This window comes from Bradyrhizobium sp. NP1 (genome assembly GCF_030378205.1).
Classification (GTDB): Bacteria; Pseudomonadota; Alphaproteobacteria; order Rhizobiales; family Xanthobacteraceae; genus Bradyrhizobium.
The window spans coordinates 1,742,085-1,757,677 of the sequence record NZ_CP127385.1; the positions used below are offsets into that span (position 1 = coordinate 1,742,085).

Annotated in this window: 18 protein-coding genes; 10 read left to right on the forward strand and 8 right to left on the reverse strand. The window is 61.4% G+C overall.

All coding sequences use genetic code 11. The features are described 5' to 3' along the window. Nucleotides 1-89: 89 nt before the first annotated feature. On the reverse strand, nt 90-611 hold the full coding sequence (locus QOU61_RS08330; RefSeq protein WP_289657631.1) for a GNAT family N-acetyltransferase: 522 nt from the start codon (nt 609-611) through the stop codon (nt 90-92). Between the two features lie 166 nt (nt 612-777). On the opposite strand from QOU61_RS08330, the gene QOU61_RS08335 reads away from it, so the two are divergent. From QOU61_RS08335 to fabI, 5 genes are all read left to right on the forward strand, one after another. After that, complete coding sequence (locus QOU61_RS08335) at nt 778-1,887, forward strand: AI-2E family transporter (RefSeq protein WP_289657632.1); 1,110 nt, start codon at nt 778-780, stop codon at nt 1,885-1,887. 133 nt (nt 1,888-2,020) lie between these two features. Continuing rightward, a complete protein-coding gene (locus tag QOU61_RS08340; protein WP_289657633.1) occupies nt 2,021-4,222 on the forward strand; it encodes a DUF3141 domain-containing protein in 2,202 nt (733 codons plus the stop codon). Nucleotides 4,223-4,241: 19 nt separating this feature from the next. Further along, nucleotides 4,242-5,204, forward strand: coding sequence for a phosphate acetyltransferase (locus QOU61_RS08345; protein ID WP_502876943.1), 963 nt, complete (start codon nt 4,242-4,244; stop codon nt 5,202-5,204). A 5-nt stretch (nt 5,205-5,209) separates the two neighbouring features. Then, nucleotides 5,210-6,421 carry an acetate/propionate family kinase gene (locus QOU61_RS08350; protein ID WP_289657635.1) on the forward strand — a complete coding sequence of 404 codons (1,212 nt, stop codon included), beginning with the start codon at nt 5,210-5,212 and terminating at the stop codon, nt 6,419-6,421. Continuing rightward, entirely contained in the window at nt 6,418-7,209 is a 792-nt protein-coding gene (gene fabI / locus QOU61_RS08355; protein ID WP_289657636.1) for an enoyl-ACP reductase FabI, read from the forward strand. Before QOU61_RS08350 ends, fabI begins: the two co-directional genes overlap by 4 nt. 20 nt (nt 7,210-7,229) lie before the next feature. Here the strand turns inward: fabI and QOU61_RS08360 are convergent, their stop codons facing one another. Together QOU61_RS08360 and QOU61_RS08365 are read right to left on the reverse strand one after the other, a co-directional pair. Then, nucleotides 7,230-7,880 carry a 3-oxoacid CoA-transferase subunit B gene (locus QOU61_RS08360; protein WP_289657637.1) on the reverse strand — a complete coding sequence of 217 codons (651 nt, stop codon included), beginning with the start codon at nt 7,878-7,880 and terminating at the stop codon, nt 7,230-7,232. Between the two features lie 3 nt (nt 7,881-7,883). Beyond that, the gene (locus tag QOU61_RS08365; RefSeq protein ID WP_289657638.1) at nt 7,884-8,531 is read right to left on the reverse strand and encodes a CoA transferase subunit A; all 648 of its coding nucleotides are present in this window, start codon (nt 8,529-8,531) and stop codon (nt 7,884-7,886) included. Nucleotides 8,532-8,725: 194 nt separating this feature from the next. On the opposite strand from QOU61_RS08365, the gene QOU61_RS08370 reads away from it, so the two are divergent. Continuing rightward, nucleotides 8,726-9,175, forward strand: a complete 450-nt coding sequence (locus QOU61_RS08370) for a potassium channel family protein (protein WP_289657639.1) — start codon at nt 8,726-8,728, stop codon at nt 9,173-9,175. Here QOU61_RS08370 and QOU61_RS08375 read toward each other — a convergent pair. Then, nucleotides 9,170-9,841 carry a helix-turn-helix domain-containing protein gene (locus QOU61_RS08375; RefSeq protein WP_289657640.1) on the reverse strand — a complete coding sequence of 224 codons (672 nt, stop codon included), beginning with the start codon at nt 9,839-9,841 and terminating at the stop codon, nt 9,170-9,172. The two genes, QOU61_RS08370 and QOU61_RS08375, sit on opposite strands and share 6 nt — an antisense overlap. A gap of 341 nt (nt 9,842-10,182) precedes the next feature. Here QOU61_RS08375 and QOU61_RS08380 point away from each other — a divergent pair, with 341 nt between their 5' ends. Both QOU61_RS08380 and QOU61_RS08385 read left to right on the forward strand, forming a co-directional pair. After that, nucleotides 10,183-10,821, forward strand: coding sequence for a response regulator transcription factor (locus QOU61_RS08380; RefSeq protein WP_289657641.1), 639 nt, complete (start codon nt 10,183-10,185; stop codon nt 10,819-10,821). A 181-nt stretch (nt 10,822-11,002) separates the two neighbouring features. Further along, nucleotides 11,003-11,377 carry a response regulator transcription factor gene (locus QOU61_RS08385; protein WP_289657642.1) on the forward strand — a complete coding sequence of 125 codons (375 nt, stop codon included), beginning with the start codon at nt 11,003-11,005 and terminating at the stop codon, nt 11,375-11,377. Nucleotides 11,378-11,400: 23 nt separating this feature from the next. On the opposite strand, the gene QOU61_RS08390 is transcribed toward QOU61_RS08385, so the two are convergent. Beyond that, entirely contained in the window at nt 11,401-12,048 is a 648-nt protein-coding gene (locus QOU61_RS08390; RefSeq protein WP_289657643.1) for an invasion associated locus B family protein, read from the reverse strand. Nucleotides 12,049-12,059: 11 nt separating this feature from the next. Next, entirely contained in the window at nt 12,060-13,115 is a 1,056-nt protein-coding gene (locus QOU61_RS08395; protein ID WP_289657644.1) for an alpha/beta hydrolase family protein, read from the reverse strand. Between QOU61_RS08395 and QOU61_RS08400 the strand changes: the two genes are divergently transcribed. Next, nucleotides 13,114-13,554, forward strand: a complete 441-nt coding sequence (locus tag QOU61_RS08400) for a lipid-binding SYLF domain-containing protein (protein ID WP_289657645.1) — start codon at nt 13,114-13,116, stop codon at nt 13,552-13,554. The two genes, QOU61_RS08395 and QOU61_RS08400, sit on opposite strands and share 2 nt — an antisense overlap. Nucleotides 13,555-13,581: 27 nt before the next feature. Here the strand turns inward: QOU61_RS08400 and ppk2 are convergent, their stop codons facing one another. Continuing rightward, nucleotides 13,582-14,385, reverse strand: a complete 804-nt coding sequence (ppk2, locus tag QOU61_RS08405; protein WP_289657646.1) for a polyphosphate kinase 2 — start codon at nt 14,383-14,385, stop codon at nt 13,582-13,584. Nucleotides 14,386-14,400: 15 nt separating this feature from the next. Continuing rightward, nucleotides 14,401-14,850, reverse strand: a complete 450-nt coding sequence (locus QOU61_RS08410) for a hypothetical protein (RefSeq protein ID WP_289657647.1) — start codon at nt 14,848-14,850, stop codon at nt 14,401-14,403. 271 nt (nt 14,851-15,121) lie between these two features. Between QOU61_RS08410 and QOU61_RS08415 the strand changes: the two genes are divergently transcribed. After that, nucleotides 15,122-15,541 carry a hypothetical protein gene (locus QOU61_RS08415; RefSeq protein ID WP_289657648.1) on the forward strand — a complete coding sequence of 140 codons (420 nt, stop codon included), beginning with the start codon at nt 15,122-15,124 and terminating at the stop codon, nt 15,539-15,541. The last annotated feature ends 52 nt before the right edge of the window (nt 15,542-15,593 follow it).

The window sequence follows — 15,593 nt, forward strand, 5'->3', positions numbered from 1 at the left end:
CGCCGCTAGTCGCAGGACAAATGAATCCCGTCAGGTGTCCGGACGTACCCGGGAGAAAGTGGCGATACACGCACCATGAGCCCGTCGATTCAGGCGAGCTGCAGCGCGAGGTGCCTGATCTGAGGGTCGCCGCCGGGACGAGCCTGGAATCCAAATCCGGCGAACACCTTCAGCATCGCGGCGTTTTCAGGAAGCACCTCCGCCATCAGCTCCTTCAGCCCGGCTTGGCGCGCGATCGCAAGCAGATGGCGCATCAGGGCCTTGGCGATCCCCTTTCCCTGGTAGGCGTCGACCACAACGAACGCCAGTTCGGCCTGCCCGGGCCGGACCACGATATAGCGTCCACCACCCGCGATCACCTTCTGTCCGTCCTCTTCGAGCTGCGCCACCAAAGCGACGTGATTGCTGAAGTCGATGTTCATGAAGAAGGCGACCTCCTTGTCGGAGAAGCCGCGTTTTGGGACGAAGAAGCGGCGCTGCAGCGATTGGGGGCTGGTCCGGTCAATGGCTGCGAGCATGTCGCGTTGATCGTCCAGCCGCAGGGCACGAATATCGATCGTGCTGCCATCGCGGAGGTGTTCGACGACGGAATAGTTGGCTGCATCGGTCATAGCCGGCCCTCTCGCAACTCCCGTTCGCCAATGACGTTTTCACGGAATTTGAGCGCGCTGGCTCGATGGTGACGCTTGATCTGGATCAAGTCCGCCGCCCCCAACACATCGGTAGCTTGCCCGCGGCTGGTGGTAGCGCCGTCAAACCTTCGGCTGGATGGTGAACATGCCCTTGGGCGCAATTCGTCAAAACCGGACGGGCGGGGAAATCATCCAGATTGCCATTCGTCTGGGCTTGCTTCTCGCTTTGGTCTACTGGTGTTTCGTTCTGGTCCAGCCCTTTATCGCCATTCTCGCCTGGGGCGTGGTGCTGGCCGTGGTGCTGTACCCGCTCCACTCCTGGGTGTCCCGTCATGTCGGCGGGCGACCGAAGCTCGCGGCTGCCGTCATTACCGTACTTACCATCGCGATCCTGATCGGCCCCGCGGCATGGCTCGGACGAGATCTCGTCGATGGATTGCGAACGATCTCCGAGCAGATCGCTGCCGGCCGGCTATCGGTGCCTTCGCCACCGTCCTCGATCAAGGACTGGCCACTTGTCGGCGATCGCTTCTACGAATTGTGGAATCAGGCATCAAGCAATCTGGAGGTGGTGTTCGCCCAGCTCGCGCCGCACCTCAAGCCGCTGATCCTCCCTACGCTCGCGGTGGCGGGGGGCGTCGGGGTCGGCGCCCTCAAATTCCTCGCTTCGATCATTTTGGCAGGCTTCCTGCTCCCCCCAGGGCCGCGGCTGGTAGCTGCCGGCAAGAGCATCATGGCGAGGCTGATGCCGGAGCGGAACGAAGATTTTGTCGCGCTCGCCGGGGCGACAATCCGCACCGTTTCCCAGGGCGTCATTGGCATCGCCCTCCTGCAGGCCTTTCTGGTCGGGATCGGATTGAAATTCGCAGGATTCGCCTATGCAGGCTTTTTAGCATTCGTCGTGATGATTCTTTCCATCCTTCAGCTCGGGGCGGCGATCGTGCTGATCCCCTGCCTGATCTGGATCTGGATGACCAAGGACGTGGCGTCGGCGGTACTCCTAACCGCCTATCTGGTGCTGGTCGGTCTGGCCGACAACGTCCTCAAGCCGCTGGTCATGGGTCGCGGTTTGACGACGCCGATGCTCGTGATCTTCATAGGATTATTGGGCGGAACGCTCGCGCATGGGATCGTCGGCTTGTTCATCGGGCCGATCATCCTGGCCGTCGGCTGGCAGTTGATGATGGCGTGGATCCGAGAGGATCAAATTCCCGATGTCGTTGCGACTGCAGAACACATTCCAGCCGAAGTGTGAAAGTTCCGCGCCAAATGCCGCGAATACAGGCGCTCGCCCGCGCATGACCGCCGTCAAGCCTTGACCTATGTCAAAGGACCACGTCGGAGCAGGGCCAGGGTGAGCGACAGCCCACTCAGCGAGAGATTTAAGCATGTCAATCGACAAGCCAGCAATCTCGAACGTTACTCCGTCCGGTCTGCTCGCCGACGCTCTGCAATATACGATCGACGCAGGTCAGCGCAGTATCCTGTTCCTGGACGTGATGCGCCGGCGCGGGGCCCAGTACCGCGAACACCTCGCCGAAACCGTGCCTCATGTTCTCGATTATGGCGTCGAATTGATCGTCGACGGCAGGAATCTGGAGCGACCCGTCAACTACGGGCTGGTCCGCGTCACGCCGCCATCCGGGATCGAGATTGACTTGAAGCGGCGGCCGTTTGTCGTCGTCGACCCCAGGGCCGGTCACGGCCCCGGCATCGGCGGCTTCAAGGCCGACAGCGAGATCGGCGTGGCGATGAAGGCCGGGCATCCCTGCTACTTCGTCGGATTCATGCCCGAGCCCATGCCCGGGCAAACGATCGAGGATATTGCACGAGCCGAAGCCGTATTCCTCGAGCGAGTGATCGCCTTGCATCCCGAAGCCGACGGCAGGCCCTGCGTGATCGGCAATTGTCAGGCCGGCTGGGCGATCATGATTCTCGCTTCGCTGCGCCCCGAACTGTTCGGCCCGATCATCGTCGCGGGCGCGCCGCTGTCCTACTGGGCCGGAGTTCGCGGCCAGAATCCGATGCGCTATTCTGGCGGATTGCTGGGCGGCAGCTGGTTGGCCGCACTCACGAGCGATCTCGGTGGCGGCAAGTTCGACGGTGCCTGGCTGGTGCAGAATTTCGAGAACATGAACCCAGCGAACACGCTCTGGACCAAGCAGTACAACGTGTTCTCGAAGGTCGATACCGAGGCGGAGCGCTATCTAGAATTCGAACGCTGGTGGGGAGGGCACGTCAACCTGAACGCGGAAGAGATCCAGTTCATCGTCGATGAGCTCTTCATCGGCAATAAACTGGCGACGGGACGCATCAAGACGTCCGACGGAGCGGTCGTCGACTTGCGCAAGATCCGCTCCCCGATCGTCGTTTTCTGCTCGAAGGGCGACAACATCACGCCGCCGCAGCAGGCGCTCGGATGGATACTTGATCTGTACGAGGACGTCGACGAGATCAGGGCTTACGGCCAGACGATCGTCTACACGGTCCACGAAACCGTCGGCCATCTTGGGATTTTCGTTTCCGGCGGCGTGGCGCGCAAGGAGCACGCCGAGTTTTCCAGCAACATCGACCTGATCGACGTGCTGCCGCCTGGTCTCTACGAGGCAACATTCGAAGAAAAAGCCGCGGATACGGCCAATCCGGATCTGGCGTCGGGCCGGTGGATTATGCGTTGCGAGAAACGCAGCCTCGATGACATCAGGGCGATGGGCGTCAACAACCTGGAAGATGAACGTCGTTTCGCAACCGCCGCACGGGTATCGGAGATCAACCTTTCCGCCTATCGCAAATTGGTCCAGCCATGGGTCAAGGCGATGGTTACGCCGCAGATGGCGGAATGGATGCGCCAGATGCATCCGCTGCGTGTACAGTACGAAGTGCTCGGCGGACAAAATCCGGTATCAAAGGCGATCGAGGGCACCGCCGACAAGATACGCGAAAACCGCAAACCGACCGCTGTTGGAAATCCCTTCCTGGCCTTTCAGGAGACCATTTCCAAGAATATCGTCACCGCTCTCGATCGCTGGCGTGACGCGCAGGAGGCGCTCAGCGAGACGATGTTCCTTTCCGTTTACGGTTCGCCGGCGCTGCAGGCCGCACTCGGGATCGATCCCAATGCGGATCCGTCGCCGAAGCCGGAGATGTCGCGAGACCACCGCAAGCTGCTGGATGCCCGCATTGCCGAGCTGAAATCCCGTATTGCGAGCGGCGGCTTGAGAGAGTGTGTCATCCGTGGCCTGCTTTATGTGGGCTCATCGCGCGGCATGGTCGACGAGCGAAGTCTCGAAGCACTGCGCAGGGCACGGGCGGACGACAGCGGAGCGCGGCTGACGCTCGCCGAGTTCAAATCCATGGTCCGGGAACAGTTCTTCATGCTGCTGCTCGAGCCGGAGGCGAGTTTGGCGGCGATCCCGAAAATGCTGCCACGGAATGCCGATGCGCGCCGAGCGGGACTTGCGGTCATCCGCGACGTGCTGTCCGCCAGCGCGGCGATATCGGGCGAAACCGCCCGGCGTTTAAGCCAGATCGTGGCGCTCTTCGGTGTGCCCGAAAAGGACGAGCCGCACCCCCAGGCCAAGGCATCATGAACGGAGCCAGCCGATGAGCATGCATGCCGCTGAAGTGAACGAATCCCGACCTTCGAAATACGACCGCCTGATTGCGGCGGCAAAGAAGGTTCCCACCGTGACCACCGTCGTGGTGCATCCCTGTGACGAAAGCTCGCTGCGGGGCGCCGCCGATGCCGCGCAAGCAGGACTGATCAAGCCCATTCTGGTCGGACCGGTGTCCAAGATCAATGCCACCGCGGCCAAGCACAATATCGGCATCGCGGGCTTCGAGATCGTCGACGCCGCTCACAGCGAGGACGCTGCCACAAAGGGGGTCGAGCTGATCCATGCAGCGAAGGGCGAAATGCTGATGAAGGGCAGCCTGCATACCGACGAGCTGATGCGCGCCGTCACCGCCAAAGCCACCGGACTTCGGACTGAGCGACGCATCAGCCACGTCTTCGTGATGGACGTGCCGACCTACGCTGAAACCATTTTCGTGACCGACGCGGCCATCAACATCTTCCCCGATCTCGACTGCAAACGGGACATCATCCAAAACGCGATAGACCTGTTCAATCAGGCCGGCTTCGGCACGCTGCCGCGGGTAGCAATCCTGTCGGCGGTCGAAACCGTGACGTCCAAGATTCCATCCACCATCGAGGCTGCGGCGCTCTGCAAGATGGCCGACCGCGGCCAGATCACCGGCGGCCTGCTCGACGGCCCGCTCGCATTCGACAATGCGGTCGACAAGGAGGCAGCCAGGATCAAGGGCATCAAGTCGGAGGTTGCGGGGAGGGCGCAGATCCTGGTGGTGCCCGACCTCGAGTCCGGCAACATGCTGGCGAAGAACCTGGCATATTTCGCGAAGGCCGACGGCGCGGGGATCGTTCTCGGGGCGCGCGTTCCGATCGTGCTTACGTCGCGGGCGGATACACCGAGGGCGCGCATGGCTTCCTGCGCGGTGGCGACGCTCTACGCTGATGCTCGCCGCCGTCAGACCGTCAATGCTGCGGCGTGACCATCATGGATACGATCCTCGTCGTCAATGCCGGCTCGTCAAGCGTGAAGTTCCAGATCTTCGCGATCGAGGGAGATGGCGCGCTGCGCCGGCAGCTCAAGGGTCAGGTGGACGGGATCGGCAGCCGGCCGCGGCTGCGCGCCACCGGCGCTGACGGCGATACGCTGGCGGACCGCGCCTATCCAATCGAAAGCATCGCCGATGTTGCCGCCGCGCTGACGGTAGCGGGCGCCTGGCTCCGCGACGAACGTCGCATCACGCCGCTTGCAGTCGGGCACCGCGTCGTGCATGGCGGCCCGGATCACGATCGCCCCGTTCCGGTCGATCACGGTCTGGTGGCGCGGCTGGAGCGCTACACGGCGCTCGCGCCGCTTCACCAGCCCTACAACCTGGCGCCGATCAAGTCTCTGCTGGCAAATCTCCCGGCCCTTCCGCAGGTCGCGTGTTTCGACACCGCCTTTCACCGGGGCCACAAGGATGTCGCCGACCAATATGCGATTCCGCACCAGCTCTATGATGAGGGCGTGCGGCGCTACGGATTTCACGGCCTCTCATACGAATACATTGCCAGGACCTTGCCGAAGGTCGCGCCCGAGATCGCAGCGGGTCGTATCATCGTCGCGCATCTCGGCAGCGGCGCCTCGATGTGCGCGCTCCAAGGCGGCCGCAGCGTGGAGAGCACGATGGGGTTCACCGCGCTCGATGGGCTGCCGATGGGCACGCGGCCAGGCCAGATCGATGCCGGGGTTGTCCTCTACCTGCTGACGACAAAGGGCATGAGACCCGACGCCGTGCAGGATTTCCTGTACCGGGAATGCGGACTGAAGGGATTGTCGGGGATCAGCAACGACATGCGCGAGCTCCTGACCAGTTCCGATCCCCGCGCCGCTTTCGCGGTCGACTATTTTGTCTACAGGGCGGGCCTCCATGCCGGCATGCTGGCGGCGGCTCTGCAAGGCATCGACGCCTTTGTCTTCACCGCCGGCATCGGCGAGAACTCGAGTGCTATTCGTGAGCGCATAGCTGAGCAGCTCGGATGGCTCGGAGTGGCGCTCGATCGGGCCGAGAATGCGAAGCACTCGCTGAAGATATCGCAAACGGGCAGTCGCATACCCGTCTATGTCGTTCCCACCGACGAGGAGCGGATGATCGCCGAGCACACCCTGTCGGTGCTTTGGGCCAGCCGCTTCAACGCAAAGCGCGAGAAAGCATCATGAGCATTCCGGTGTTCCCCGAAACAAAGGTTGCGCTCAAGGGCAAGAAGGGGCTGATCGTAGGCATCGCCAACGATCAGTCGATCGCCTGGGGGTGCGCCAAGGCGTTCCGAGCCCTGGGTGCGGACCTTGCAGTGACATATCTCAACGATCGCGCCAGAAAATACGTCGAGCCGCTCGCAAAACAGCTGGAAGCGCCGATTTTCATGCCGCTCGACGTAAGCGTCGAAGGGCAGACCGAGCAGGTCTTCGAGCGGATTGGGAAAGAGTGGGGCCAACTCGACTTCCTGCTGCATTCGATTGCCTTCTCGCCCAAGGAAGCGCTTCACGGGCGCGTCGTCGACGTTCAGCGCGACGGGTTCCTCAAGACCATGGATATATCCTGCTGGTCCTTCATGCGGATGGCGCACCTTGCCGAGCCATTGATGAAGAACGGCGGCACGCTTTTCACCATGACCTATTATGGCAGCCAGATGGTCGTGGAAAATTACAATGTGATGGGCGTGGCAAAGGCAGCGCTTGAGGCCGCCGTCCGCTACATCGCGGCCGAGCTCGGTCCGAAGGGCATACGCGTTCACGCGATTTCGCCGGGCCCGCTTGCCACGCGCGCTGCTTCGGGCATTCCCGAATTCGACGAATTGCTGGACAAGGCGCAGAGCAAGGCACCGGCGCGCAGCCTCGTCAGCATCGATGATGTGGGCGCGGCGACCGCATTTCTGGCGCTCGACGGTGCCAAGCTGATCACGGGAGACGTGATGTATATCGATGGTGGATATCACATCATCGATTGAGCGGCCGGCATTCCCAGGGCTCAGATTTTCATCTCCGGGACCTTGTCCGGAACCCGGAGCTCGGCCTCGGTGACGGCCATCACCTCCGCCACGCTGACGCCCGGAGCGGTCTCGAGCAGGGTGATGGCCCCACCATCGAAGCCGATCACGGCAAGGTCGGTGACCACAAGGTCAACGGGGCGCGACGAGGTCAAGGGCAGCGTGCATTTCCGGACGATCTTCGATTTTCCCTTCGCGGCGTGCTGCATGGCAACGATCACGCGCTTTGCGCCGGTGACGAGGTCCATCGCACCGCCCATGCCGGGCACCATCTTGCCGGGGATCATCCAGTTGGCGAGGTGTCCGTCGGCGTCGACCTGAAGCCCGCCGAGCACGGTGACATCGACGTGCCCGCCGCGGATCAGGCCGAACGACATGACGCTGTCAAACGTCGAGGCGCCGGGAAGGGCGCTGATCGGACGTCCGCCGGCATCGGTCAGGTGCGGATGGGCCATGCCCTGTTCGGGGATCGGCCCTGTGCCGATCAGGCCGTTCTCCGATTGGAAAAAGACCTTCAGTCCCGGCGGAACATAGTTTGCGACGAGGCTCGGAATGCCAATTCCGAGATTGACGAGGTCGCCCGGTCGAAGTTCGAGCGCCACGCGCCGCGCAATTATTGCCTGTGCATCCATGGCTCAACCATTGGCAACGAGGTAGTCAACAAGCGGGGCCGGGGTGACGACGTGATCCGGTGCGATCACCCCGACGGGTACGATATGCTCCGCGGTGACGATGACGGTGTCGGCGGCCATCGCCATGACCGGATTGAAATTGCGGGCGGTCAGCGCGTAGGCGAGATTGCCCGAATAGTCCGCCAGGAAAGCATGGATCAGGGCAAAGTCGGATCGAAGAGGCATTTCGATCAGAAAGGTCTTGCCGTCGAGCTGGATCTGGCGCTTGCCTTCCTCGACGATCGTCCCGACGCCGGTCGGCGTGAGCACACCGCCAAGGCCGCACCCACCGGCGCGGATGCGTTCGGCCAAGGTGCCCTGAGGCACCAGATCGACCGAAATCTTCTGCTCCATCATCTGTTGCTGGGCCCTGGGGTTCAGCCCGATGTGGCTGGCGATCAGCCTCGATACCAGCGCCGCATCGATCAGCTTTCCGACCCCTTTGCCCGGGACAGCGGCGTCGTTGCAGACGAGCGCGAGTTCGGACTTGTGCTGTCGCACCAGTTCGTCGAGCAGCCGCTCCGGCGTTCCAACCCCCATAAAGCCGCCGACCATCACGCTTGCCCCGTTGGGGATCATGGCGACGGCTTCTTCCGCAGAGAGCGTTCTCATCCTCGTGCTCCGGTCAGCCCACCTGGGAGGCACAGGTATCGCCGGCAATGTTGGGACGCGAAACGTTCCCACCCTTGATCTGAATCAATGGTGGCTGCCGGTGCCGACGATCATGGCAATGCAGTCCTGCATCCCGGCTGACGGCCGCTGCGGATCGCGTCAGTACCGCGCTGGGCGCTATGGAAGGAGTCGATATGCTCGTTCAGCTGTTGGTGGGAGCCGCCGTCAGCGCGCTGAACATCATCGTCCACGCCGCGGTGACGATCGTCGCGATCGTTGTCGCACGCGCTGTCGCGAAAAAAAGCAAGTCGAGCCCCGTGCTATATCTTGCAGGCGTGATTGTCGCGACGTCGTTGCTGGTGATGGTCGCGCACATCATCGAGGTTTTCATTTGGTCGGTCGCCTACGCCGTCGTGAATGCGGCGCCTGATGATGCCAACCTGGTGTATTTCGCCTTCGTCAACTACACCACGCTGGGTTATGGCGACGTTACGCCGCTCGCGAAGTGGCGGCTGCTGGGGCCGATGACGGCCATGAACGGTGTCCTGATGTTCGGCTGGTCGACAGCGCTGATGTTTGAAGTGCTTCTCAGGACGATCGAACTAAATCCGCTTTCCGCAATATCGAGGTCGGAGAAGCTATAGATCGAGTTTTGCAAGCTCGGCGCGATTCAGCAGGACAATCTGCCGTTGCGTCTGCCCGACGAAGCCAAGAATATCCCTTTCGTGCAGGAACGAAAGCGCTCGGGAGACTGTCTCCAGCGTCAGACCCAGATAGTCCGCAATGTCACGGCGGCTCATCGGAAGCGCCATTACGCCAACGCCGCTCAGGCGACGATCCATTTCGAGCAGGAACGCGGCAACGCGTTCCAGCGACGTCTTGCGCCCGAGAAGCAACATATGGTCCTCGGCGTGCTGCAGGTTGCTTGTCGTCATGTTGAGGAGATCGCGTGCGACCAGCGCATTCGTTTCCGCCACAGTTTCGAGGCTGATACGCCTGGCGAGCCGCACGGTCGTGTCGACGATCGCCTCCGCAGTGAACCGGTGGGCCGGTCCATTCTCGAGGCCAAAGATGTCGCCGATCAGGTGGAACGCGCCGATCTGGCGGCGGCCATCGGACAGCAGCTTGTAGCTGCGCACCGCGCCCTCGATCACCTGGTAGACATACTCGGCCGGCTCGGCTTCACCGAAGACCTCGGAGCCGCGGCTATATTTGAATTCGCTTAAAATCACATCAGCTCGCGTGAGACCTTCGAGCTCACCAACAAATTTCGGCTTGTTGGCAGGATTGGCGTTGACGTTGACGAACATGGAGCCTCTCCGTGTTTCAACGAGCGCTATTCAGTCCAAGCGCCGCCGCGCCCTGCACCTTTCCTGTACGACCCTCGGGGCAGGCGGGCTATTGCCTTTGGAGCCATTGTCCTTCCGGACAGTGGCCGAAGGAACAATACCGGGGTAGATTTCGCAGTTGCAGCATATATTGGCGCCGGGGGTAAGCGCCGCGTCTACGTGTATATTTGCGATGATACAATCAGATGTTACGGTGGCTCTGTCGAGCCCAAGTTTCAAATTCGATGCATCCGGAAGCAGGACCTCGCGGCGGCGGCCTAGTTGTTGTGTCGCCTTGTCATCATTATCGGGGGGAGCGCCCCGTGTCAGGTACTATCCATATCGTTGACGACGATCCGTCATTTCGCACAGCGGTCGAGCGCCGTCTGAAGAAGGCGGGATATGAAGTTGCGGCCTATTCCTCCGCGCAGCAACTGCTCGACCATCTGCCTGACGAAAGAAGTCCAGCGTGCATCCTGCTCGATGTTCGCATACCGGACTTGAGCGGTCCCGAACTGCAGAAGCGTCTGGCCGAGCTCGGTTCGACGCTGCCAATCATCTTCCTTACCGGCTATGCAGATGTTCGCACGACGGTAGCTACAATCAAGGCAGGCGCCGAGGATTTTCTGACCAAGCCGGTGAGCTCGGAACAGCTGCTTCGCGCGATCGAGCAGGCCATGGCTCATCACGAGACCTCGCGCGGTCCAAAGGCGAAGCTGGATGCGCTTCGCGCTCATCTGGCCCGCCTCACTCCACGAGAGATGCAGGTCTTTGAGCTCGTCGTTCAAGGCAAGATCAACAAGAGGATTGCGGCGGAGCTGGGCGCGACGGAACGCACCATCAAGGCTCATCGTCACAGAGTCATGGAAAAGATGGGCGTTCAATCCCTCGCTGAACTCGTATCCATCGCAGAACGGCTTGGCGTCCTGCGCCGACTCTCGGGCGAGCGCGATCGAGGCTGATCGCTCCTTTCAGATATTAACAGGATTTGTGAACCTATTGTCCTCAAGGACAATAGGAACGTCGCTTCGAACGTAGTGAGGATTATCAGAGGTGATCCTTGCTTACATGAACCTGACAAAACCAGCGATTGACGGGCGTGGTTGCTCCTTATTGAATCGCTAGCGAAGCGGAGGCTGCGCTTTGTCTAATCGAAAGCTTATCTTCGTCGTCGACGACGATCCGGGCACTCTCAGAAGTCTCAAGCGACTGCTCCGAGAGCATGGCTATGACAGCCTTCTCTTTCAAACCGCGAAGGCGTTCCAGGCGCACGGCGATTTCCGGCGGGCGATCTGCGTCGTTCTCGATATCCAGCTGAACGGCGAATCCGGTATAGAAGTCAGGCATCGATTGAGCGAGTCGGGGGTGTCGCTCCCCGTCATCTACATCACCGCCAACGATAGCGACGCCGTTCGCACCGCGGCGCTTGAATCCGGATGCATCGCCTTTCTGAGGAAGCCGTTTCCAGCGAAGGCCCTCCTTGAACCAATTGATCGCGTCGCAGCTGGGCTCGGATAGCGACCGCAAGCAGCCCGATCATCCTATTCGTCGATGTCCTGCTGATAGAGTTCGGCGGGCGTCCCGTTGCGCGTAGCGGCAAAGCGATCGAGCGGTAGGCTTGTGCTGATGGACAGAACGTTCGAATCGATGACCTCGAGCAGCAGGGTGTGGCCTGTCTCCATCTCCTGGAGCGAGCGGGAGGCGATTGCTTCGGCCGCGATGCAGGTGTTGGTCAGGCACCAGACGAACGGAACCTGGCGCTGTTGGCCTTGATCGACGCGAAGCTTGACGCCGGCCTGCAGATACAGGCCGGTTGGCAGAAAGAGCTGTAGCCGTGGCGTGGCATCGCCCTGCCGCTCGATCACATCGGCGCGAACCGCCAACTGCCCGGTGTCCCACACCCCGCTGATGGTCGTGCGGCACACTGTATTGGTTCCGGGGGTCTTGAAGCAGACCTTGCGCCAGTCACCATACTTGATGTCTTTGACTGCTCGTTGCCCGCGCGGCGCAACTTCGGCCTGGGTCGCTTGGCGCGCTGCGGGTGCTTCGTTGACAACGACGCCAGCTTCTTCCGCCCCTGCCGGGCCGCAGGCTGCGGACAGCAACAGGGCAGCGCACCAAATCCATGCGAGGCAGCGTAAGAAGGTCGTAGTCGCCGTCGCGTTTTGAATCCGCATATCGATCTCCATCTGGCGCGCGGCTAGCGGTGCCGATCAAGAAACTGGCTGACCAGGGGGCTCCATAGAGGAATGCTGCTGGCGGAATCGATCAGGAAGTGGCCATCTTCGCCGAACGGCGGCAACAAGTGATATTCGGCATTGCCTCCGCTATGCGTGTAAGCCTGGAGCATTCGCTGCGACAACGCTGGCCCGAAATACGTGTCGTTCTCGATGTATATCCACAGCATGGGCGTACGCGCGACACGACCGAAGTCGGCGGTCGCTTCGACCAGCCGGTCCGGCGCGCAGTTGTTGTTCGGCTTTCCACCGACATGTCCACCGCGTCCGGCTGCGAACGCAATAATCGCTTTCACTGAGGGGAGGTTCTGGCTTGAAAGGGCGATCGCCGCCCAGCCACCGGCGGACTGTCCGACGACGACCGTATCGTTTGGCAGGGCAAGTCCCTGCTCGGTCATGTAGTCGATGATCCATTTGTCGAGCAGCGCCGCAGCGAGACCTGCATCGTGAAAGTTCGGGTTGTCACAACTCCCAATTTTTGAGAAGAACACGCCGTACAGTCCGCGGTTCGGCATGTCGAGCGCGGCTGCGCCGTAACCCGGGCCGACCGGCGCGACCACCATGTTGCCCCGCCGCGCGAACCAAATAGCCGCGTCCCTGAATTCGACCAGTGGAAAGAACGCGCGCTCCTGTGCGTTAAGGGACACGCCATGGTTCATGACGACAAGCGGGAATGGACCGCTACCATGCGGGCGGACCACGTAGGCCAGCGTCGGCTGCGTCACGGGCAACGCCCAGATTTCCTCCTGGATTGCAGGCGGGGTCGGCTCTTCAGCAGCCCGTGAGCCGAGCAGCGCCGCCGTTGTCGCGCAGGCAGCAAGCGCCAATCGGGTGAGAACATGTCGTAGCATGGCGGTCGTCGCGATCTGCGGCTGGTCCAATGAAGGAGAACGGATCGAAGGCTTTCTCGGTCCGTGTCGGCGATCTTGATCTAGATCAACACCGGACGTCATCGTTGCGCAGGTATGTGATGACCGACCCCGGCCACGAATGGCCTTCGACGGATAGGGGAGCAGCATGAATAGGTTTCAACGCGTTCTCGTTCAACTCGTCTTGGTCGGCTGGGCCGCCTGGGTAGCCCTGCCGACCGCGGCACAGGCTGACACGGGCGCCGTTCGTGTCGTCTTCACGAAGGGTGGGTTCATCGTCGGAGTGGGGAGCGGTCATGGTGTGCTGACGTTTCGCGGCCATCACTACCCCTTCAACGTATCCGGCATGAGTGTCGGCTTCACGATCGGCGCATCGACCACTCAACTGACCGGAAGGGCATTGCGCCTCAGGAGTCCTGGCGACATCCAGGGGACGTATAGCGTGGTCGGCGCCGGTGGCGCGCTGGCGGCCGGTGCCGGCGGCGTGCAGCTGCAGAACGAGAAGGGCGTGATCTTGCAGCTGAGCGGCCCCAAGGTTGGCGTCGAACTGTCGGCCGCGGTCGGAGGCGTCCAGATCGCACTCCAGTGAGCGCCGGCAGCAGCGTGTCGCGTCCGATCAATACCGTTCGGCGACGAATTTCATGCCACGCAGCGACGCCTGATCGTTGTAGTGTCCCTTACTGGACCGCTTCGGCAGGCGAACACGGTCGCGCGAAATCTTCCTGAACGGGATCGTTTCAAGCAGGTGCGCGATACAGTTGAGCCGCGCCCGTCGCTTGTCGTCGGACCGGACGATATACCAGGGCGCGTTCTTCGCGTTTGTCGCCCTCAACATGAGATCGCGGGCTTTCGAGTACTCGTACCAGCGGCGGAACGACTCGGTGTCCATGGGACTGAGTTTCCATTGCCGCAGCGGATCGTCGATCCGCGCCTTGAACCGTCGCTCCTGTTCCTCCATCCCGACTTCGAGCCAGATCTTGATCAGGATGATGCCGGCATCGACGATGTATTTCTCTATCTCGGGACACAGCTCGAGGAAGCGTTCGTGCTCGTCAAGGGAGCAAAAGCCCATGACATATTCGACGCCGGCTCGGTTGTACCAGCTTCGGTCGAAGATGACGATTTCACCGCCAGCCGGAAAGTGCTGCATGTAGCGTTGCAGGAACATCTGGGTCTTTTCGCGGTCGGATGGAGCGGGAAGGGCGATCACCCGAAACACGCGCGGGCTGACCTTTTCGGTGATTGCCTTGATGGTGCCGCCCTTGCCCGCGGCGTCGCGTCCCTCGAACAGGACGATCACCCTGAGCTTCTTGGCCTTCACCCATTCCTGGAGATGACAAAGCCTGACCTGGAGCTTGCGAAGTTCCTTCTCGTAGGCCTTGCGCTTCATCCGCGAATTCGGCTGTTCGCCCCCCGCCATGTGGCTGACCTCCCCTCAGGACCAAACGATGGTGATGCTGATGTCGCCGGGGACGCCACCCGGAAAGTCGACGATCTGATAGCGGATGCGATAGCCGCGCGGCTTCAGGTAGTCGCTCCAGAGCTGGAAGATCTCCTTCGGTATTCCCGTCAGCGTTTTCTCCCAACCCGGTTCCTGCTGATTGATCGCCCGGCCCTTGTCGGTACAAAGCGCGTTGGGAAATCGATAGACCTGCACCTCCGTCAGGCCGTTGCGAACGGCACGCTGAATGATGTTGGAAGCAAGCTCGATCTTTTCCTGCTCGGAAAGCCCGGAAGGCTTGCTGAGTTTTTCTATCAGCGCCCGCTTCTCGGTTTCTGCAGCCGCCGCGCTCCTTGCGTGCTGCTCGGCTTTTTCTGCTTCCTTGAGCGCGGCTTGTTTCTGGATCTCCTTGGCGGTGGGCAGCAGGTCGTCGATCCCGGGCATGGCTCTCTCCTGGTGCGGCTCGGCGCTTATTCTCTTTTGAGATGCTGAGGCGCTGGAAGCCGCCACCTTTGATCCAAATCAAGCCCCGAGATAACTCGATACCATCGGGTAAGGGGACGACGGCTGCGTGTAGGGGCGGTGGCACGTGATGCTCAGCCGCCGAACCAACCGGCAGGCTTGATGTAGATCAACATCGGCGATGCCCAGCGCGATTGCTATTTGCGGGCATCAGCCGCGTATTCCGGGAAGCAAAATTGCGGGGAGATAGGGAATGAACGAGGTGCGAAGCGCTGCCGCGATCGCGATCCTGTCACTTTGCGCGATGTTGACTGTCGGCGTGGAGGCGCGCGGTGTCGAATTGACCGGCGCATGGGCCACCAGCGCGAGCGAGTGCAAGAACGTGTTCGTTCGAAAAGGAAGGGCAAACCAGGTCACCTTCGCACCGCTGTCCGAACTGCATGGCGGCGGCTTCATCGTCGAGTCAGGCCAGATGGTGGGCAGAACGGCCAGGTGCAAGATCAAGGCCCGGAAGGATGACGGCGAGACCGTCCACATCATCGCGGCCTGCGCGTCTGATGTCATGCTGTCCAATGTCCAGTTCGAATTGAAAGCGGTCGACCAGGACAAGATCCTGCGGCTGTTTCCCGGAATGCCGGACATGGAGATCGGCTACTATCGTTGCCCGATCTGAAGCCCCTGTTCCAATTGAAAAGACGGCACTAGAGTGTCTTGACAGGGCTACC